The sequence below is a fragment of the Bacillus sp. CFBP9009 genome (assembly GCF_036541465.1).
Classification (GTDB): domain Bacteria; phylum Bacillota; class Bacilli; order Bacillales; family DSM-1321; genus Peribacillus.
The window spans coordinates 555,839-575,161 of record NZ_JAZHFU010000001.1; the positions used below are offsets into that span (position 1 = coordinate 555,839).

Here is a 19,323-nt window from a genome sequence, read left to right on the forward strand (position 1 = left end):
CGAATGGCACAGCTCATAAAGATGCAGGATTATATTTCCCGGTATGAGCAGGATATTTATCGTTATCCAACACAATTTGCACGGTTGAAAAAACAGCAATGGGATAAATTGAAGGCTGCTTATAATGCGGGCGAGCTAGATCGGTTGTATAGCGAACATACTGAAACACAAGTCAATTTCGATTCGCCTCAGGAAGAGTCGAAGGGCCTGTTAAAAAAGGTTAAAGGCATCTTCCACCGGACAGGTAAACAGGAGGCAGAAACAGAAGAACTGCCAATACCGGGCCAGATTGAAGATGCAAATGTTTTTTCATTAAGATTTCCGTTCCGTCCGGCCAGTCTGGATGAATTAAAGCAAAATTATTTAAATCAATTGCTCCGCTTTCAAATGAAATGGGGCAGTTCGACGCTTCGTGAAAAGTCATTTGTGGACCAATCATTCTTTTTGGATGAGAGGCTCCGCTTTTTTCTGCAGCGTTTTCCGGATACGTTTCTCGTATTATATAAACCTATCTTTCTATTGAAAAATGCGCCTGTTGAAGTCGAAGTCATTTTATTGACCCCTGTTGATGCTTGGTGCATTACTTTTCTGGAAGCGGAAGAAGACGCTGCATTCATCGGTTCGAGTGATCGATTCTGGGTCCGCAGGCATCATAAGCATCCTGATAAAAAAGTGCTCAATCCTTTGTTGGGCGCAAATCGGATGACGAACATCGTCTCACAGTTATTTGAGCTATATGAAGTGAACATGCCGATTAAAAAGGTGATTTTATCCCGGAATGGATATGTCGATTATCCCGAAGCCCCTTATGATATTACGATATTGGATAAACGGACCTCCCCGGAATGGTTTGAAAGGATGCGGGCAATATCGTCTCCTCTTAAGGCACAGCAGTTAAAAGGGGCGCAGGCATTGCTTGAATATTGCCAAACTACATCCAGCCTGCGACCTGAATGGGAAGCCGATTATAACCAAACAGAAGGAAAAGAGCATGCCGCACCTTAATGAGACGGTGTATTTCATTGTCAATCCAGTGGCTGGAAATGAAGAGAGTTTGAAGATTTGGAAAAAAGCCGAGGAAATACTGAAATCAAAAGCTGTTCCCCATGAGGTGTTTTTTACACGGGAAAAGGGGCATGCGCTAAGATTGACGAAGGAAATTCTATCAGGGACGAATCAGGATACCCGGGTGATTGCTGTCGGGGGAGATGGCACGATTAATGAAATGATAAATGGCGCCATTGGTTTCCCTCACGCAATCATCGGCTCCCTTGCGGCTGGGTCCGGCAATGATTATGTAAGGGGCATTCAAAAAACTGATAGTATGGAAGAAGCCCTTTCTTTATTTCAGGATAATGCCTTTAATACCATTGATATTGGACAGTTCGAGACGAATGGCAAGGTGGGTTATTTCGTGAACAGCCTGGGAATGGGCATTGATGCTGAAATTTCCGATGAAGTAAACCGTTCCCCTCTGAAAAAATGGTTTAATTTTGTCAGAGCGGGTAAATTAATTTATCTATTCATTTTTATGAAAAAGTTATTTTCTTACAAGCCCAGCTGCATGGAATTGATCATTGATGAAAATCGGCATCTTTTGAAAAAGGTATGGTTCATCGTCATTGCGAACCAGCCCTACTTTGGAGGTGGAATGAAAATTTCACCGATGTCGAAGGTGGATGATGGCAGGTTGAACGTGATTGCGGTCCATGATATTACTTTGTTGAAATTATTGACCGTCTTAATCACCGTTTTATGGGGCGGTCACCTCAACATTAAAAATGTTGATTCTTTTTCTGGTAAAATGATAAAAATGAAGAATCAAGGGTCAGTAAAAATCCAGTCTGATGGAGAAATTGTTGGTAGGGACGAAGTTGCTGCAGTGGTTCTGAAAGAGAAAATGCGCATCATGTTCAAGGGTGATATCCCATACAAAAATATGAAATGATTTATTTGTTTTTGTTTTATGCGTATAATCGTTTTATAGTACTTGACGAAGAAACCGTTTTTCAACTAAAATTTAATTTATGGCTATTGTTTAATTGCTCAATAGCTATTTTTTTATTTCTCTAAAATGAGGATGTTTTTAATTGCGGGTATCATCCCGATGCAAGTATATATGCAGCTTCGCCAGCAGGCGGATTTTTTATAAAACATGGACTCAAAGTATGGTAATACATACACTAGGTGAACGTACCCACATTTGTATGATTAAGCGAGGAAATCGAAGGTGAACCAGTTGGAACATTTATTAGGTCAGGAGTGGGATATATCCCCTGCTGGAGGAGCTACGGGAGAAGCCTTTATTGCCGAGAAAGAGGGGCAGAAGCTTTTCCTTAAACGAAATTCATCGCCATTTTTAGCTGTTCTTTCAGCTGAGGGCATTGTTCCAAAGTTAATGTGGACAAAACGCCTGGAAAACGGGGATGTAATTACGGCCCAGCATTGGATGGAAGGCAGGGAGCTATCTCAGCAGGAAATGAACAATATAAGAGTCGCAAAGCTGCTTCAAAAAATTCATCAATCCGATCCTTTGTTAAGCATGCTCAAAAGGCTTGGGAAATCCCCTTTACGACCTGAAAGTATACTTACAGACATAGAAACCGGGTTATCTTCGGATGTTACGGATATTCCGATTATCAAGCAGGCCATCCATTTTTTACAGAATAATCTCCTGTTGATTGAATGCGACGAAAAAGTCGTCTGTCATTGTGATGTGAACCATAATAATTGGCTCATGACCGAAACCGACGGATTGTTCCTGATTGATTGGGACGGAGCGGTCATTGGCGATCCAGCCATTGACCTCGGCATACTCCTGTATTCATATGTCCCAAGGGAAGAATGGAATCAATGGCTTGCCCGATACGGCAAGAAGCTAGACGCAGGCCTGGAGATGAGGATGAAATGGCACACGGTTTCACAACTTGTGCTTTCCATCCAATGGCATCATCGCAGAAAGCGGTACGAGGAAAGAAATGAATTACTGCAAAAACTGGAAGCATTATTGATGGTTGGCTGATCAGAATTGATCTATTTCATCCACCCACTGGGACAAGTCGTTCTGGTGGGTTGAAATATGTGCATCTAAATCGGCGGTACCGATGCCAGTCTGGCTGTATTCGTAAATCTCCGTCAGAATCGTTTTCACATTGCTGTCAATATCCATATTGATCATTAAGGATTTGACGAGCCTTTCAACCTGTTCACATTCAGAAACGGATCCGCAGCAGTCTGATTGATGATTGGTCAATATATCTTTCAATAGTGACATTTGATGTTCATGGGAAAGCGGCATATTATACCTCTCCTTTCTTAAATATGGATTCAAGGGATTCTCAGGTGGTTCTTGCCTGCCCTTCACTTATTTATGGTGTGTTTTGCGGAAAGTTTTATACATGAAAACTACAGAGACTGTCGCCTGGATGGCCGGCAGTTTTTTTATTTGTTAAGTCGGTGCATGCAGGCTTTTTCCTGAAAAAATCAACTTGCAGGAATCCATCCACTCGTGGTATGGTTTGAACGATTATATTATAAATAGGGGTGTCATCATGCGTTTAAGAAATAAACCTTGGGCTGAAGACCGTTTGAATGATTTTCCACAATATGTAATTCAGCAGCCAGTGAGCCATAAAGGTAAATGGCATGAAGTTTTCGGTAACGATAATCCGTTATATATTGAAGTGGGTACGGGCAAAGGCCGATTCATCACAGAAATGGCAAAAGCCCATCCTGATGTGAATTTCATTGGAATTGAAGTATATGGAAGCGTCATTGTAGCTGCATTGGACTTGCTGATTGAAGCGGATGTTCCAAATTTAAAGCTGTTGAATGTTGACGCAGCGAACTTGGGGGACTATTTTGCAAAAGGTGACGTGGATCGCGTCTACTTGAACTTCTCTGATCCGTGGCCGAAATCACGCCATGCAAAACGTCGGTTAACGTATAAGACCTTCCTCGAAGTATATGAAGGCATCCTGCCAGACAAAGGCGAGATCCATTTCAAGACGGATAACCAAGGGTTATTCGAATCTTCCTTGAAAAGTATTTCCGAATACGGCATGCTCTTGAAATATGTAAGCCTTGATCTGCATAACAGCAATTTTGAAGGCAATATCATGACTGAATATGAAGAAAAGTTCTCGAGTAAAGGCAACCGGATATACAGATTGGAAGCAATGTTCCAATAATCATAATCACCGATCAGAAACCAGGTGCACAGCATCTGGTTTTTTTACTTTTTAAACGGGTGTATTTCTATCACGAGGATGACTTGATCGTTATCAATTTCAATATATGGAAGGGGGTGTTAAACTATAGGAAGAGGAGGGGTATAATGGAAAAGATGCAAATAGGGGAAATTAAATTAACATGGTTGAATGGCGGTGTGACTCACTTGGATGGCGGTGCGATGTTCGGTGTTGTACCGAAACCGCTTTGGTCCAAGAAGTATCCTGTTAACGAAAATAACCAAATCGAACTACGAACGGATCCGATTTTGGTACAGGCTAATGGATTTAACATGCTTATAGATTCCGGAATTGGCAATGGAAAGCTGAATGACAAGCAGAAACGGAATTTTGGGGTGACGGAGGAATCCAATCTTGTCGAAGATCTTGGCAGACTTGGGCTTCAGCCAAATGAAATCGATTACATTTTAATGACCCATCTACATTTCGACCATGCCTGCGGTTTGACGAAACGTGAAGGTGAAACTTGGGTGCCTGTTTTCGAGCGTGCAGAAATCATTACGACCCAAACTGAATGGGATGAAATGAAAAACCCGAATATTCGTTCAAAAAGTACATATTGGGCAGAAAACTGGGAGGCTGTCGCTTCTCTTGTACGTCCTTTTGAAGGTGAGCTGGAAATTACGGACGGTATTAAAATGATCCATACTGGGGGACATAGTGATGGACATGCAATCATCATCATTGAGGATGCCGGGGATAGATTGATTCACATGGCAGATATCATGCCGACGCACGCCCATGCGAATGTCCTCTGGGTCCTCGCTTATGATGATTATCCCATGACTTCCATCGAAGCAAAGGAAAAGTGGATGAAATCCGGACTGGAAAATGGGTCTTGGTACAGCTTTTACCATGATGCCCAATATTGTGCCATCAAATGGGATGTAACGGGTAAGGAGATAATAGACGAATTGAAACGGAAGCGGTAAAGCGGAAAAGCAAAAGGAGGACGTCATTTTGACGGCCCTCCTTTTTTTTGATTCAATCATTTTGCGCATTAAGCTCCAATATCGTTCCTGTTGAGGCATCTGCAACAAATTCGAATTGCTCCCGTTTACCCTCTGTGTTTCTGGTGATCCCGCCTTTGTACACTTCATAGTCCAAATCATTTTTTGTATAGTTTTCCGGCTTCATCAAGATCCATGAGCCATATATATTTCCATCTTTTTTGACTGTTTCCTTCACTTGGGCCAAGACTTTATCGGGAGAAGGTTTACTTGATTGATCCAATAGTTGTTTTGTCGCATAGCCCGCAGCAAACCCGGCTGCAGTACCCAGTAAAAACGTTTTCCAATTCATTGATTTCTCCTCCATTGCATTTTTTAAAATCACTTCTTCCAGTATACAGAAGAACGCTTTATTTGACTAATAATTTGAAATTTTACCCATTAACTGATAAATTAGAACTTTCTAGTGTAACACGATGCTAAGTTCTGTAAAATAGTAAGAAACAATACATAGGTTAGGGGTAGAAAAATGAATCATGAGACTTTGGAGCTTTTTAAAACATTGACGGAATTACCGGGAGCCTCGGGAAATGAACATGCAGTTCGGAGTTTCATGAAAAGTGAGCTGGAAAAGTATTCGGATGAAATTGTCCAAGATCGCCTTGGCGGAATATTTGGCGTAAAAAGAGGCAATGAGGATGGTCCGACTGTACTAGTTGCCGGCCACATGGATGAAGTGGGATTCATGGTCACCTCCGTAACGGAAAATGGAATGATTCGCTTTCAGACCCTAGGAGGCTGGTGGAGTCAAGTGCTTTTGGCCCAGAGAGTGGAAATCATAACTGATAACGGTCCGGTCATTGGTGTCATCGGTTCGATTCCGCCTCATTTGCTTGATGAGTCACAACGCTCAAAACCAATGGATATCAAAAATATGCTGATTGATATCGGGGCGGATGATAAGGAAGATGTTAAGAGGATCGGTATTAAGCCAGGTCAGCAGATTGTACCGATTTGTCCATTCACGCCGATGGCCAATGAGAAGAAAATCCTCGCAAAAGCGTGGGATAATCGTTACGGCTGCGGACTTGCGATTGAATTGTTAAAAGATTTAAAAGGTGAAACGTTACCAAATGTCTTATATTCCGGGGCAACTGTCCAGGAGGAAGTGGGATTACGGGGCGCTCAAACTGCAGCTCATATGATCAAACCGGATCTTTTCTTCGCTTTGGATGCAAGTCCGGCGAACGATATGTCCGGCAGTAAAAGTGAATTTGGTCAGCTTGGAAAAGGGGCACTGCTCCGTATTTTCGATCGTTCGATGGTTACGCATCGCGGAATGAGGGAATTCATCCTTGATACGGCTGAATCGAATGAGATTCCGTATCAATATTTCGTTTCCCAAGGCGGCACGGATGCAGGGCAAGTCCATATTGCAAACGAAGGCATTCCAAGCGGGGTGATTGGCATTTGTTCCCGCTATATTCATACACATGCATCCATGATTCATATTGATGATTATGCCGCTGCACGTGAACTGATTGGGAAATTGGTTCGTTCCTGTGATAAAACGACATTCGAGACCTTGATAAAAAACGGTTGATGGAGGAAGCTGAAATGGAAAGGGATGCTGTCATGAATCCTTTTCCATCAGCTTTTTTTACATAGAAGGAAGGTAATTATATTGAAAATAGCAGTGGGCAGTAAGAATCCGGCGAAATTAAGTGCCGTGCTTGGTGTATATGAAGATGCAGACATCATTTCGCTTAAAGTGGAGAGCGGTGTCCCGGAACAGCCTTTTTCAGACGAGGAAACGATGGAGGGGGCAATGACACGTGCCCGGAATTGCTTGATTCACAGTGATGCCGAAATGGGTATCGGACTTGAAGGCGGTGTCGTGAAAATGGGACAAGCCCTGTTTCTGTGTAATTGGGGTGCAATGGCCACGAGGAACGGTGAGGTCTTTGTAGCTGCCGGAGCGAGAATCCCGGTTCCGGGAATTGTTGCCGGGAAGCTGCTGGACGGTGAAGAGTTGGGCCCGGTGATGGACGCCTTCACAAGGCAAGAGAATATTAGCAAAAAGGAAGGAGCAATCGGCGTATTTACAAATGAGCGAATCACCAGGGGGGAAATGTTCCTTCATATCATGAGGATGCTAGCCGGTCAACACGAATATAAGCTGAAAATGAAAAAGCAGGATTTTTGAATCACTGTCATGGAAAGGCGGGCTTCGAATGATGGAAACGAACACTGCCAAAACAGAGCAGAATAAGACAGGATTTTATAGACCGGCCTTGCTAATATAGTGACAAGGGGTGAGCGGATATGGGGTGGGTTGAATCAATCCAAAAGGCCATCGACTATATCGAAGAGCACTTATTGGAGGACCTGACAATCGAGAACATTTCCAGGCAGGCGAATGCTTCAGCTTTTCATTTTCAACGGACATTCACCATTTTAACGGATATTTCCATTGGTGAATATATCCGGCGTCGAAGACTGACCTTGGCGGCCCAGGAGATTTCATCCACAAATGGCAAGGTCATTGATTTAGCCTACAAGTACGGCTATGACAACCCCGAGGCATTCTCAAAAGCTTTTCGAAGGCAGCATGGTGTATCTCCAAGCGAAGCACGAAAGTACATGGGGAAGCTGAAATTCTATGAACGCCTGATGATACAGGTTATTCTGAAAGGGGCAAAACCGATGAAATACAATATCCTTGAAAGGGATTCCTTTCAATTGATTGGAATCAAGCAAGAGTTTTCCTTGGTTAATGAAGAGAATTTGATCGGGATTCCAAAGTTGTGGGAGAAAGTCAATTCGGATGAAACAGGAGATAGGTTGGCGAAGTTGAACAATGGCCAAATAGATGGCTTGCTTGGTGTATGTGTCGATAAGCGGGCTGTGGAAAAAAATGAAACGATGGATTATTGGATAGGTGCAGAGTATGCCGGGAATGCGCCTGAAGAGTTTTCAACCCTTACGATACCGGCTTCCAGGTGGGTTGTATTCGAAGTTCACGGACCTATGCCTGATAGCATCCAACAAGCTTGGAAGCGGATTTTTTCCGAATGGTTCCCTACCAGCGGTCATGAACATGCCGGCACTCCTGAATTGGAAGTATACGCGAACGACGACGCTTCAAACCCAGACTATTACTCCGAAATTTGGATTCCCATTAAAAAGGGATAGTGTTCAACCATTAAAAATTTATTCGTTTTTCGCTTGCAGGGGAGATTAGGCATCTAATTTTCTCCTGCAAGCTTTTTATTTGGGTAAATAAGAATCCTTCATACTTGAGCTGGACGGTTAAGGGACAGGGAGATTTACAGCCCTTCTTCAAAAATATAAGAAAGCACCTTCATGGCTTGGTTCACGGATTCGACCGTGACACTCGCCTTTTCCGATAATTCCTTTAAGGCATGGTGATGGGATTCCGGGCGAATCAAAATAAGCGGTTTACCCAGGGAAACGGCGGTGCTTGCGTCCATGGCAGTATTCCACTGTTTATATTTGTCACCAAACAGAGCGACGACAAGATCGGCTTTTTTCATCAATAGACCTGTCCGCAAATTATTGATTTGGGAAGCGGCCGCATCCTTCAGGATAGGATTCGGCTGTTCCCCAAGGATATCTTCACCGATATTATCGGAGCGTTCATGATTTTCCATCGGGCCGACGAATTCTAAAGGAAGCTTCAGTGCAGCGGCCTTATCTCTCAACTCGCTTCTCCAATTTGAATGGATCTCCCCAGCAAGATACACGGTTAACTTCATTGTTTTCCTCCTCGGTATTAAAATTGCTTTCATTGTACCATGTTTTTTAGAAAATGGATGAATTCCGTAAATAAGGAGAATATTATCCATATGGTAGTAAAAGAGACGGCTGGAGGAATGACGATGGCTTTATCGAATAAGAATTTTCTTGTTTTCCTGTTGATAAGCAGTTTGATCGTAGGCTGCTCAGGTATCGAAAGACAAACCGAAAAGGCAATGAAGGCTGCTGAAGTGGCTTTTCGTGACGATGAAAAACAGCCCAATCAAGAGGCAGGGCTAATTCAGGTCTATCTGCCAAACGATTTTAAAGTAGTGGAAGAACATGATAATAATTTGATTTTACAAAAAGGTGATAAGATTTATATATTATTTGTCAATCCGAATGAAAAAGAAGACAGCTCCGTGTTATATTTGGCGATAAAGGAACAAGAGGATCAATTTGAAGTGCTGCATTCTTTTCAAACCGATGATAAATTCGGCTTTATTTCGATTAAAGAGATACCGAAAGAAAAGTATGAGCTTGCAGTGGGGATCGGCGGGGTCAAGCTGACAACCGAAACGGATAAAGACCAATTAAAAACCGATGCAAAACAAATGATGGAAATCGTTTCATCCGTGCCCCAGAAATAAGAGGACCCCTGCCTTTCAACCGATCCGTATTAATGGTTGATTCGTGGAGACTCTGGTATGATGGGATTATAAAAACTAAGGTGTCATTTAGAGCAGGAGGAATATACAAATGGAAAAATTACAAACCGTTGAGCAATATGATGCATTGAAAAATGAAGGCAAACATATCTTTCTTTTTTCAGCAACATGGTGTGGGGATTGCCGTGTAATCGAACCGATAATGCCGGAGATTGAAAAGAAATTTCCTGACTTTACATTCATTTATGTGGACCGTGATGAATTCATCGATGTGTGTGCGGCTAATGATGTGTTTGGAATACCAAGTTTCATTGCGTATGATAATGGCAAGGAGCTAGGCAGATTTGTGAGCAAGGATCGCAAAACTCAAGAACAAATTGAGGAATTCATTCAATCATTATAATCAATTTCCCCTTCTCGCTGGGGATTTTTCAATGAAGAGGAGGGTCAGTCATGAAAATGGACAGCACGAAGCTGAAAAATATCTTGAAGGAACGTTTAAAAGATGAGAATCGCACATTCAAATTCGATAGCAAGCAAGATACGTTACGGGTGGAAAATGTGAAGACCGGGAAGGGGATTACCATCGAGTTGCCTCCTGTGCTTGCTAACTATGAAAACGTACAGGAAAAGGCCATCGATGAAATTACCTATTACGTGGAAGAGGCCCTGAATGTGATGGGGGAGGAACACAGCATGGAAGGCAAGGAGAAATTCATTTTCCCAGTCATCCGCTCGACCTCCTTTCCAATGGAATCGGAAGAAGGAAATCCATTTTTATTCGATGAGCATACGGCTGAAACCCGGGTTTTTTATGCCCTTGATTTAGGGAAAACCTACCGTCTTATAGATGAGAAGATGATTCAACGGGAAAATTGGCAGGGTGATAGGATCCGTGAAATTGCCCTTTTTAATGCCCGTTCCCTCTCCACTGAAATGAAGTCGGATATCGTTGCAGGTAATGCATTTTATTTTTTGAACACGAATGATGGATATGATGCCAGCAGGATTTTAAATGAATCATGGCTTCGGGAAATGAAGGACAAGATCGAGGGAACCATGGCTGTGGCCATTCCCCATCAGGATGTCATCATCATTGCCGATGTGAAGAATGATACGGGCTATGATATTCTTGCGCAAATGGCGATGAGCTTCTTTGCCAGCGGTCATGTTCCGATAACGGCTCTATCATTCCTTTACGAAGAAAATGAGTTGGAGCCCATCTTCATTATGGGTAAAAACAAAAAACGTGAACAATAATATATTGAATCACAAAAGGACCGTGTCAGCATCTGGCAGCGGTCCTTTTAAAGTTTAATAGAGTTTATAACTCAGAGTTGATATTTATTTTTTAATCGGTGATAATATAATTGGAATATTTTGAAAATATATAATGATAGAACAAGCGGATGAACGTTGTGGGAGAGTGCAAGCATTGAGCCACCGAAGGAGCAAGTTCCAAAAAGATCCCTTGGAGCAAATCTCTCAGGTAAATGGAACCGCAGCTGGACGCAACTCTGGAGACCGCGCAGGAAGCAGTGTGCCACCAAAGGGGAAATCTCCATGACCAAAAATGGAGCTAAACTCTCAGGTAAAAAGGACAGAGAAGAGGAGCGGTAAGTTTACGCAATCCTTCCCTGCCCTTTTTTATTTGGCACTTTGTATAAGAAGGTATGCAGCGAACATGGAACTTACTAATATACTCAACTTGAAATAAGGGGGAGAATGATCATGAACGTGAAAAGCAAATTAATGAACATGCTGGAAGCCCGTAAAGGGGAAATGGTTCAAATCCGCCGTCATTTACACGAGAATCCGGAACTATCCTTCAAAGAAGAGAAAACGGCACAATATATCATTGATTTTTATAAAGGAAAGGATGTGTCGATTCAAACGAATGTAGGAAATGGATTAGGGATCATCGTAACGATTGAAGGCGGAAAACCTGGGAAAACGATAGGTCTCCGTGCGGACTTCGATGCATTGCCGATTACAGAAGAAGCGGATGTCCCGTTCCGTTCAAAAAATGAAGGTGTCATGCATGCCTGCGGACACGATGGACATACCGCTTATTTATTGGTTCTGGCAGACTGCATCAATGAGCTTAAAGATTCCCTATCCGGTACGATTAAAATAATCCATCAACATGCAGAAGAAACGCCCCCAGGTGGAGCAAAAAGCATTATGGAATCAGGGTGTTTGGATGAACTGGATGCCGTTTTTGGAGTCCACTTATTTCCGTCGCATCCAGCAGGGGTTGTCGGGTATCACGGCGGCTATTCGATGGCTGGACGGACCTATTTCAAGCTGGCGATAAAGGGTGTAGGCGGACATGGTTCCTCCCCGCATATGGCTAATGATGCCATTGTGGCAGGGGCCCATTTCGTGACAGCCGTACAAACTGTAATCAGCCGCCGCTTGAATCCTTTTGACATGGGCGTGGTCACAATCGGCTCCTTCGATGGAAAAGGAAGCTTTAATGTCATAAAAGATCGTATAGAAATTGAAGGGGATGTCCGTTATATGACAGCAGAGACCCAACAGCTGATCGATAAGGAAATCCACCGCATCGTCAAAGGGATAGAAACGGAATTTGATGTTCAGTGCGAACTAACATATGTGCCTGATTATCCTCCGTTATATAATGACCCTGAACTGACTGGATTCGTGAAAAATAGTCTGGAAAGCATGAATGACAAAGATATTAAAAATGTCTTGGAATTTCCGGTTTTCTCAGGTTCAGAAGATTTTTCGTATTATGCCGAAAAGATTCCTGGCTGCTTCTTTTACATTGGCTGTAAACCGAAAGGAGTGGAGAAGGCATATTTCAATCACCATCCTAAATTCGACATTGATGAAGATGCCCTTTTGATCGCATCCAAATCAGTGGCCCAGGTTGTATGCAATTTTTATGAATGGGAATAGTCCCATTGGTATATTTGTTTGCAAAAAAATGCAGAAACCCACAAAACACCGTTCGGTATTAACGAACGGTGTTTTATGGGTTTCAGAATGCCACCGGAGGTTTCGTGAAGGATGCTTCAATGAATTGACCAGTCTGCTTCTTGCGCTGCATGAAAACTTAATCTCTTTGTAAACGCGATTTAACAGCGGTGTTTTATTTAAATAGTAGACTAGGGGCTAATGTTATTTCGCGATGGGTAGGTTTAAACTCATTCCAGAAGGGGTTTAATAGGGTAGGAGTTCTGCGAAATACGTTAAGTTAGTAAGAGTGCGATAAAAAAATAGATACTAATCCCAATTTAGCTTAAATTTTCTCGATATTTTTAAAATAACTGGTAGAATTAGTTACATAACTACAGATGTAGAAAGAGTGATAGTTTTGAAATGGCTAAATAAGATGAAAAAATGGTTCCAAGCAGAGGAAATTATCGAAATCGAAGAAATTATTATAGATGAACCGCTTGATGAAGAGACATTAAAAAAAATGGATTTTTCGAAGCTTTCGAAGTCAAAGGAAGAAGAAATAAAGGTTTACAATCAAAAAGTGGAAAAGATGTCGCAGACGCCAGACCCGGATACGAAAATCCTGTTTCAATATCCAAAAGGGCAGTTCAAGTTTCCGCTCATTCCAGACCGTGAACAGAACAAAAGAAAGCCTAGGGAAAGAAACAGGGAAGAACACGAACCAAAACAGGGGAAGAATGTGACCAAAGAAACGACGAGAAGGCCTGTAAGGGATCCTGAACCAAAACGGAGAAGCTTTGAACGGGAGGAAACCTCAAAAATAGTCCCTTCAAATACTCCATTCCGCCCGACGGAAATCCCTTCACCCATTTATGGGTTCCGTCGTCCGGAAAAAAAAATAGTCGTTTCTGAAGAAATTGTCGAATATGAATTAGAAAGCAAAATGCCCGTCCTAAAAAAAGAAGAACCCGATATCGGGATTCCAGTATCGATTCCTGAAATCCCAAAAGAAGTGTCACATGAGGAATTGACGACAGAACCATCCGTTCTTATACCGGAACAAGCGGAAGAAAAACGGGAAGATTCGGAGATACCCGCTTTCTTTCGCAGGAATTCCATTGAGACACTGCCAGAACAAGCAGTAATCGAGCCTAACATAATTGAGCCTGAGGTGGGAAAAGAGGCTATTGAACAGGACGAAGTCGATTTAGGACGCGAAGTCGCTGTATCCATCATGGAACAGACGGACGACACACCGTCTGAAGCGATATCGGTTCCTGGGGAGATTGCTGTACAATCCAATCAACCATCCGTTAGTCAAGGGACAATGCCTGAAGACCCATCTGAGGCAATACCTGAAGAGCAGCACAAACGTCCGAAAAAACATATCCCATTTAATGTGATGATGCTTAAGCAAGATCGGGAAAAAAATGGTTTCATGAATAAAATGATGCCGGAAAAAAAAAGCCTTAATTCGGAAAGGGCAGTAGTTTCACCTGATAAGCGGCCAATGGATGATGCTGCCCAAACGGAGGCAGGACAAACGAAACCATCCGCCATTCCTGAACGGGAACCCGAGGAAGGAAGAGTTATGCCGAAAGAGCAGACTCCGGCCATTTCACCTACCTTTTCGGACACTAAGGTTGGTTCCGAAACCGACGCTGTGCCTGAAAATACAGTCGAATCCAACATCGGTTCCAACCCTAAGCCGCTCTTGGAACAGGAATCCCCCATTTCTGGAAACGGGTATCAAGAAGCAGTTTATACAGAGGCAGCGGCAGAAAGCAGTAAGGGCGAAATCCCGGCAGTTTTTGGCTCCCTGGAAGCGGATGAAAATGAAAATCCATACTATGTGTTTCCGAATATCGAATTGCTGACACCTCCCACTTATGCTGTGCATGATGATGTGTGGCTCGAGGAACAGACTTTATTACTTGATGAGACATTGAAAAATTTCAATGTCCGTGCAAAGGTCGTCAATGTCACTCAAGGACCGGCAGTAACTCGTTTCGAGGTGCATCCGGAACCGGGGGTGAAGGTGAATAAAGTGACGAACCTGATGGATGACATCAAATTAAGCCTTGCTGCTCAGGATATGCGGATGGAAGCGCCTATTCCGGGTAAACATACAATTGGCATCGAGATTCCGAATAGGAAAAGCAAACCGGTATTTTTGCGGGAGGTTTTGGAAAGTACTGAGTTTCAAGAGCATGAATCCCCGCTTGCTGTGGCTTTAGGACTCGATATATCCGGTCAGCCGATCATCACGGATTTGAGAAAGATGCCGCATGGATTGATAGCCGGGCAAACGGGATCGGGTAAAAGTGTCTGTATCAACACCATGCTGGTAAGCTTACTTTATAAAGCGACGCCGCAGGAGTTGAAATTGCTGTTGATCGATCCGAAAATGGTTGAGCTCGCCCCATATAACCGGATCCCGCATTTGGTCAGTCCAGTCATAACCGATGTAAAAGCCGCTACGGCTGCGTTGAAGTGGGCTGTAGAGGAGATGGAACGGCGTTATGAATTGTTTGTACATGCCGGTGTCCGTGATATCACCCGCTTTAATGACCAAGCGGAAAAAGCCGGTCAATATTCAAGCAAGCTGCCTTATATCCTGGTGATCATCGATGAGCTTGCGGATCTGATGATGATGTCCCCGGCTGATGTAGAGGAAGCGATTTGCCGGATTGCCCAAAAGGCCCGTGCCTGCGGCATCCATTTGATTGTAGCCACTCAAAGACCTTCAGTCGATGTCATAACTGGATTGATCAAGGCAAATATCCCGACAAGGATCGCTTTTTCGGTTTCTTCACAAGTCGACTCCCGTACGATCATCGATAGCGGCGGTGCAGAAAAATTATTGGGAAGAGGAGATATGTTATTCGCTGAAAACGGCTCTTCAAAAACGGTACGCCTGCAAGGGACTTTTGTGAGTGATGAAGAAATCGACCAAGTCGTCAACCATGTTAAACTGGAGCAGCAGCCAAAATACCTGTTCGAGCAGGAAGACTTGCTGAACAGGGCCCAGGTCACGGAAGAAGCGGATGAACTGTTTTTCGAGGCCTGTGAATTTGTCGTGAGCCAGCAGGCTGCATCTGCATCTAGTGTCCAAAGGCGCTTCCGTGTCGGTTATAACCGTGCAGCGCGTCTAATAGAAATGATGGAGCAGCATGGAGTCGTTTCCGAATCCAGGGGATCAAGGCCAAGGGATGTATTGATTACGGAAGAAGAACTTGAATTTTTACATGTTAATTAAGAGAACCTAATAAAAGGAAATTGTATATAATGTGAAAGGGTGAAAACCCTTTTTTATCACCTTAATTGAGGGAAAAGCCAATGATTTGATAAATTGGCATCTGCCTGACATGGATGAATGATTAAAAAAGTGATATAATAGTTTTTTGTTGATGAATGATTGAAAATATAAGCTTGAAAAACCTATGAAGAAATTGCGTTACTGATAAGTCTCGTAATGAAAAAACAAATAAAAGATGACGTCATATACTGTCATACAGGTAGACGATTGGTGGAGGTTCGCTTTATGACTGCTTACCATTTTGTGGGAATTAAAGGGTCGGGTATGAGTGCTCTTGCACAAATACTGCATGATATGAATATTGAAGTGCAGGGTTCCGATTACGAAAAAGAATTTTTTACACAATTGGCATTAGAAAAAGCCGGGATTAAAATCCTTCCTTTCAACGAGGAAAATATTCAACCTGGAATGACCATCATTGCAGGAAATGCGTTTCCGGATAGCCATCCGGAAATCGTGAAGGCAAAAGAACTTGATTTGCCGATCATCCGTTATCACCGTTTTCTAGGTGATTTCATGAAAAACTTCATCAGCGTGGCTGTTACGGGAGCGCATGGTAAAACATCGACGACCGGCTTACTTGCCCATGTAATGGGGGGCGCTAAACCGACATCCTTCTTGATTGGGGATGGAACGGGTAAAGGAATCGCGAATTCTGATTACTTCGTATTCGAAGCATGTGAATATCGCCGTCATTTCCTTTCCTACTATCCGGATTATGCAATCATGACGAATATCGATTTCGATCATCCTGATTATTATGCCAATGTCGAAGACGTGTTCGAGGCTTTCCAAACGATGGCCCTTCAAGTCAACAAAGGCATCATTGCGTGCGGGGATGATGAACATTTACCACATATTCAGGCGAAAGTACCGGTTATTTTTTACGGATTTGCAGAAGGAAATGATTTTCAAGCGAAAAATGTTTCCGTCACTCCGGATGGCACGACTTTTGATGTGCATGTAAGGAACAATTACTATGATACATTCACTATTCCTACTTTTGGGAAGCATAATGTGTTGAATGCACTCGGTGTCATTGCACTTTGTAAATATGAAAACTTGGATACGGAAGCTGTGAAAGCCCAATTGCGGACTTTTGGCGGAGTTAAACGCCGGTTCTCCGAAAAGGAAATCGGAAGTCAGATCATCATTGATGATTATGCACATCATCCGACGGAGATCTCTGCAACTGTTGACTCGGCGCGTCAGAAATATCCAGAGCGTGAAGTTGTTGCGGTATTCCAGCCGCATACTTTCTCGAGAACTCAGGCATTCCTTGATGAATTCGCCGACAGCTTGAATTTGGCCGACAAAGTATACTTATGTGAAATTTTTGGATCTGCTCGTGAACATCAAGGGAAGTTATCGATTGAAGACCTTCAAGATAAGATTCCCGGTGCCGAGCTAATTACGGAGAATACAACATCAATATTGCAAAATCATGAAAATAGTGTCGTGTTATTCATGGGTGCGGGGGACATTCAAAAGTTCCAAGCAGCCTATGAGCATTCACTGCAGGTAAAATAAAAAAACGACCGACCCGCTCTAACGGGTCGGTCGTTTTTTTATTGGTTTTTACGTTATTTTAAATTTTCTGGATTTAAATTTTCCAGTTCCGGTAAAACGAAGCGTCCGTCCTTACGTATCAAGACGTCATCAAAATGGATTTCCCCGCCGCCATATTCAGGTCGCTGAATATTTACCAGGTCCCAGTGAATGTCTGAATGGTTTCCGTTAAAGGCATCATCATAGCATTGTCCGGGAGTGAAATGAAAACTTCCATCAATTTTTTCATCAAAGAGGATATCTTGCATCGGGTGTAGAATATAAGGATTTACACCAATTGCAAATTCACCGACATATCGTGCGCCTTCATCAGTATCAAAAATTTTGTTGATGCGTTCCGTATCATTCGCAACCGCTTCAACGATTTTTCCATCCTTGAATGTTAACTTCACGTTTTCAAAAGTAAAACCCTGATAAGGGGACGGAGTATTATACGAAATCACTCCATTGATGGAATCTTTAACCGGAGCCGTATATACTTCACCGTCAGGAATGTTCAGCTCACCCGCACATTTGATGGCTTTAATGTCTTTGATGGAGAAGGTTAAGTCCGTACCGGGCCCAGTTAAGCGGACCTTATCCGTTTTATCCATCAATTCAACAAGGTTGTCCATTGCTGCGCTCATTTTGCCATAGTCGAGGTTGCAGACTTCGAAATAAAAGTCTTCGAATGCTTCTGTGCTCATTTTGGCTAATTGGGCCATGGAATTTGTCGGGTAGCGAAGTACGACCCATTTTGTTTTTGGCACGCGGATATTTCTATGTACTTTACCGACTGTCTGTCCATGAATCGCCATCTTCTCTGAAGGGACATCGGATTGTTCATTGATATTATCCCCGGCACGAAGCCCGATATAAGCATCCATCTGGTTCATTACGTTTGCTTCAAACTCACCCATCAGCTTGTACTGTTCTTCTTTGGCACCCATCAGCAAGGCACGATCCACTTGGTGATCCTTTAAAAGGACGAATGGGTAACCACCTGCTGCATAGGCTTCATTCACAAGTGCGTTAACAAGTTCACGCTGCAAACCAAAGTTTTCGATCAAGATTTTTTCACCTTTTTGAAGCTTCACGGAATAATTGATTAAGTTTTTGGCCAATGTTTCAATTCTGGGATCTTTCATAAAAAATACCTCCATTGTTTAAATTCGACTTATCTTTACTATCATACCCGATTTCCTGCCATAAGTGTGACCCATGGATTTACGGAGGAACTGGATGCAGACAACAATATTTCCAGATTAGGGTTAGATAGGGTATATTGAAAAAATAAATACGTTTATAATATTAGGGAAGGGGTAATTAATATCTAACAGCTATTAAATAAGTCGATTTTTTTCGGAGGTGTTCCAATGGAGATTATTTTATACGTAAGTGCTGCTGTTGCAGCGATAGCTTTTTTGGTACTTGTTATTTTCCTAACAAAGGTACTGACATCACTTCAAACTACCCTGGACAGTGTGGCCCGGACGCTGACAGGACTAGAGAGCCAAATGCAGGGCATTACGCTCGAAACTACTCAGTTATTACATAAAACGAATACGTTGGCTGAAGATTTGCAGCACAAGTCAGAAAACCTGAACACGGTGGTGGATGCGGTGAAGGATGTAGGCACATCCATCTCTAGCTTCAATACTTCCATCCAAAAGGTTTCCCATAAAGTGCAGGCTGAGATTGATAATAATCAAGACCGAATCTCACAAATTGTACAATGGAGCAATGTTGCCATGGAGATCAGAGACAAGTGGAAGGCCAGAAGCAAACAGGCTGCCCCGACTCCAACCGAAAGGGCGGAGTTAGAAAGGGAAGCACTGGAAACAGATAACCTGCCTAAAAAAAGGTTTTTACGTTCTAGATCTTAAAATCCAGGTAAAAAA

At 42.8% G+C, this 19,323-nt stretch carries 19 protein-coding genes and 1 riboswitch; of the genes, 15 read left to right on the plus strand and 4 right to left on the minus strand.

Annotation, left to right across the window (positions count from 1 at the left end; genetic code table 11):
• Positions 1-3 precede the first annotated feature (3 nt).
• The 3 genes from V3595_RS02930 (at position 4) to V3595_RS02940 (ending at position 3,022) form a co-directional block, all read left to right on the plus strand.
• Positions 4-1,005, plus strand: coding sequence for an NERD domain-containing protein (locus V3595_RS02930; RefSeq protein ID WP_485905374.1), 1,002 nt, complete (start codon positions 4-6; stop codon positions 1,003-1,005).
• Entirely contained in the window at positions 992-1,948 is a 957-nt protein-coding gene (locus tag V3595_RS02935) for a diacylglycerol/lipid kinase family protein (protein ID WP_485905375.1), read from the plus strand. The genes V3595_RS02930 and V3595_RS02935 overlap by 14 nt, the downstream gene beginning before the upstream one ends.
• Before the next feature lie 291 nt (positions 1,949-2,239).
• Positions 2,240-3,022: a phosphotransferase family protein gene (locus V3595_RS02940; RefSeq protein WP_063232868.1), complete on the plus strand. Its 783-nt coding sequence runs from the start codon at positions 2,240-2,242 to the stop codon at positions 3,020-3,022.
• Here V3595_RS02940 and V3595_RS02945 read toward each other — a convergent pair whose 3' ends face one another.
• Positions 3,023-3,298: a YtzH-like family protein gene (locus V3595_RS02945; RefSeq protein WP_485905376.1), complete on the minus strand. Its 276-nt coding sequence runs from the start codon at positions 3,296-3,298 to the stop codon at positions 3,023-3,025. It abuts the gene before it with no gap.
• A 253-nt stretch (positions 3,299-3,551) separates the two neighbouring features.
• Between V3595_RS02945 and trmB the strand changes: the two genes are divergently transcribed.
• Together trmB and V3595_RS02955 are read left to right on the plus strand one after the other, a co-directional pair.
• Positions 3,552-4,190 carry a tRNA (guanosine(46)-N7)-methyltransferase TrmB gene (trmB, locus tag V3595_RS02950; RefSeq protein WP_485905377.1) on the plus strand — a complete coding sequence of 213 codons (639 nt, stop codon included), beginning with the start codon at positions 3,552-3,554 and terminating at the stop codon, positions 4,188-4,190.
• Positions 4,191-4,336: 146 nt separating this feature from the next.
• Entirely contained in the window at positions 4,337-5,182 is an 846-nt protein-coding gene (locus V3595_RS02955; protein WP_485905378.1) for a YtnP family quorum-quenching lactonase, read from the plus strand.
• 52 nt (positions 5,183-5,234) lie between these two features.
• On the opposite strand, the gene V3595_RS02960 is transcribed toward V3595_RS02955, so the two are convergent.
• On the minus strand, positions 5,235-5,552 hold the full coding sequence (locus V3595_RS02960) for a PepSY domain-containing protein (protein WP_076364628.1): 318 nt from the start codon (positions 5,550-5,552) through the stop codon (positions 5,235-5,237).
• Positions 5,553-5,729: 177 nt separating this feature from the next.
• Between V3595_RS02960 and V3595_RS02965 the strand changes: the two genes are divergently transcribed.
• The 3 genes from V3595_RS02965 to V3595_RS02975 all read left to right on the plus strand — a co-directional run bounded on the left by V3595_RS02965 (position 5,730) and on the right by V3595_RS02975 (position 8,395).
• Positions 5,730-6,803 carry a M42 family metallopeptidase gene (locus V3595_RS02965; RefSeq protein WP_053535952.1) on the plus strand — a complete coding sequence of 358 codons (1,074 nt, stop codon included), beginning with the start codon at positions 5,730-5,732 and terminating at the stop codon, positions 6,801-6,803.
• Positions 6,804-6,884: 81 nt separating this feature from the next.
• Positions 6,885-7,406 (plus strand): DUF84 family protein, encoded by a 522-nt coding sequence (locus tag V3595_RS02970; protein ID WP_485905379.1) that lies wholly within the window; start codon positions 6,885-6,887, stop codon positions 7,404-7,406.
• 119 nt (positions 7,407-7,525) lie between these two features.
• A complete protein-coding gene (locus V3595_RS02975) occupies positions 7,526-8,395 on the plus strand; it encodes an AraC family transcriptional regulator (RefSeq protein WP_485905380.1) in 870 nt (289 codons plus the stop codon).
• A 134-nt stretch (positions 8,396-8,529) separates the two neighbouring features.
• On the opposite strand, the gene V3595_RS02980 is transcribed toward V3595_RS02975, so the two are convergent.
• Positions 8,530-8,979, minus strand: coding sequence for a YtoQ family protein (locus V3595_RS02980; protein ID WP_485905381.1), 450 nt, complete (start codon positions 8,977-8,979; stop codon positions 8,530-8,532).
• 90 nt (positions 8,980-9,069) lie between these two features.
• Here V3595_RS02980 and V3595_RS02985 point away from each other — a divergent pair, with 90 nt between their 5' ends.
• From V3595_RS02985 to murC, 6 genes are all read left to right on the plus strand, one after another.
• Positions 9,070-9,609 (plus strand): hypothetical protein, encoded by a 540-nt coding sequence (locus V3595_RS02985; RefSeq protein WP_157831019.1) that lies wholly within the window; start codon positions 9,070-9,072, stop codon positions 9,607-9,609.
• 109 nt (positions 9,610-9,718) lie between these two features.
• Positions 9,719-10,030, plus strand: a complete 312-nt coding sequence (locus V3595_RS02990; protein ID WP_096337935.1) for a thioredoxin family protein — start codon at positions 9,719-9,721, stop codon at positions 10,028-10,030.
• Positions 10,031-10,080: 50 nt separating this feature from the next.
• Positions 10,081-10,887 (plus strand): DUF1444 domain-containing protein, encoded by an 807-nt coding sequence (locus V3595_RS02995; protein WP_485905382.1) that lies wholly within the window; start codon positions 10,081-10,083, stop codon positions 10,885-10,887.
• Between the two features lie 149 nt (positions 10,888-11,036).
• Positions 11,037-11,139: riboswitch (glycine riboswitch) on the plus strand.
• A 225-nt stretch (positions 11,140-11,364) separates the two neighbouring features.
• On the plus strand, positions 11,365-12,552 hold the full coding sequence (locus V3595_RS03000; RefSeq protein ID WP_485905719.1) for an amidohydrolase: 1,188 nt from the start codon (positions 11,365-11,367) through the stop codon (positions 12,550-12,552).
• Between the two features lie 418 nt (positions 12,553-12,970).
• Complete coding sequence (locus V3595_RS03005) at positions 12,971-15,814, plus strand: DNA translocase FtsK (RefSeq protein WP_485905383.1); 2,844 nt, start codon at positions 12,971-12,973, stop codon at positions 15,812-15,814.
• Positions 15,815-16,099: 285 nt separating this feature from the next.
• A complete protein-coding gene (murC, locus tag V3595_RS03010; RefSeq protein ID WP_063232675.1) occupies positions 16,100-17,404 on the plus strand; it encodes a UDP-N-acetylmuramate--L-alanine ligase in 1,305 nt (434 codons plus the stop codon).
• Between the two features lie 53 nt (positions 17,405-17,457).
• Here murC and V3595_RS03015 read toward each other — a convergent pair whose 3' ends face one another.
• A complete protein-coding gene (locus tag V3595_RS03015; protein ID WP_485905384.1) occupies positions 17,458-18,570 on the minus strand; it encodes an aminopeptidase in 1,113 nt (370 codons plus the stop codon).
• Positions 18,571-18,798: 228 nt separating this feature from the next.
• Between V3595_RS03015 and V3595_RS03020 the strand changes: the two genes are divergently transcribed.
• Positions 18,799-19,308, plus strand: a complete 510-nt coding sequence (locus tag V3595_RS03020) for a DUF948 domain-containing protein (protein WP_485905385.1) — start codon at positions 18,799-18,801, stop codon at positions 19,306-19,308.
• Positions 19,309-19,323: the final 15 nt, after the last annotated feature.

Coding starts and splice junctions, on each gene's coding strand:
- V3595_RS02930 (WP_485905374.1), top strand. CDS start 4: ATGGCACAGCTCATAAAGATGCAGGATTATATTTCCCGGTATGAGCAG.
- V3595_RS02935 (WP_485905375.1), top strand. CDS start 992: ATGCCGCACCTTAATGAGACGGTGTATTTCATTGTCAATCCAGTGGCT.
- V3595_RS02945 (WP_485905376.1), bottom strand. CDS start 3,298: ATGCCGCTTTCCCATGAACATCAAATGTCACTATTGAAAGATATATTG.
- trmB (WP_485905377.1), top strand. CDS start 3,552: ATGCGTTTAAGAAATAAACCTTGGGCTGAAGACCGTTTGAATGATTTT.
- V3595_RS02955 (WP_485905378.1), top strand. CDS start 4,337: ATGGAAAAGATGCAAATAGGGGAAATTAAATTAACATGGTTGAATGGC.
- V3595_RS02960 (WP_076364628.1), bottom strand. CDS start 5,552: ATGAATTGGAAAACGTTTTTACTGGGTACTGCAGCCGGGTTTGCTGCG.
- V3595_RS02965 (WP_053535952.1), top strand. CDS start 5,730: ATGAATCATGAGACTTTGGAGCTTTTTAAAACATTGACGGAATTACCG.
- V3595_RS02975 (WP_485905380.1), top strand. CDS start 7,526: ATGGGGTGGGTTGAATCAATCCAAAAGGCCATCGACTATATCGAAGAG.
- V3595_RS02980 (WP_485905381.1), bottom strand. CDS start 8,979: ATGAAGTTAACCGTGTATCTTGCTGGGGAGATCCATTCAAATTGGAGA.
- V3595_RS02985 (WP_157831019.1), top strand. CDS start 9,070: ATGGTAGTAAAAGAGACGGCTGGAGGAATGACGATGGCTTTATCGAAT.
- V3595_RS02990 (WP_096337935.1), top strand. CDS start 9,719: ATGGAAAAATTACAAACCGTTGAGCAATATGATGCATTGAAAAATGAA.
- V3595_RS02995 (WP_485905382.1), top strand. CDS start 10,081: ATGAAAATGGACAGCACGAAGCTGAAAAATATCTTGAAGGAACGTTTA.
- murC (WP_063232675.1), top strand. CDS start 16,100: ATGACTGCTTACCATTTTGTGGGAATTAAAGGGTCGGGTATGAGTGCT.
- V3595_RS03015 (WP_485905384.1), bottom strand. CDS start 18,570: ATGAAAGATCCCAGAATTGAAACATTGGCCAAAAACTTAATCAATTAT.
- V3595_RS03020 (WP_485905385.1), top strand. CDS start 18,799: ATGGAGATTATTTTATACGTAAGTGCTGCTGTTGCAGCGATAGCTTTT.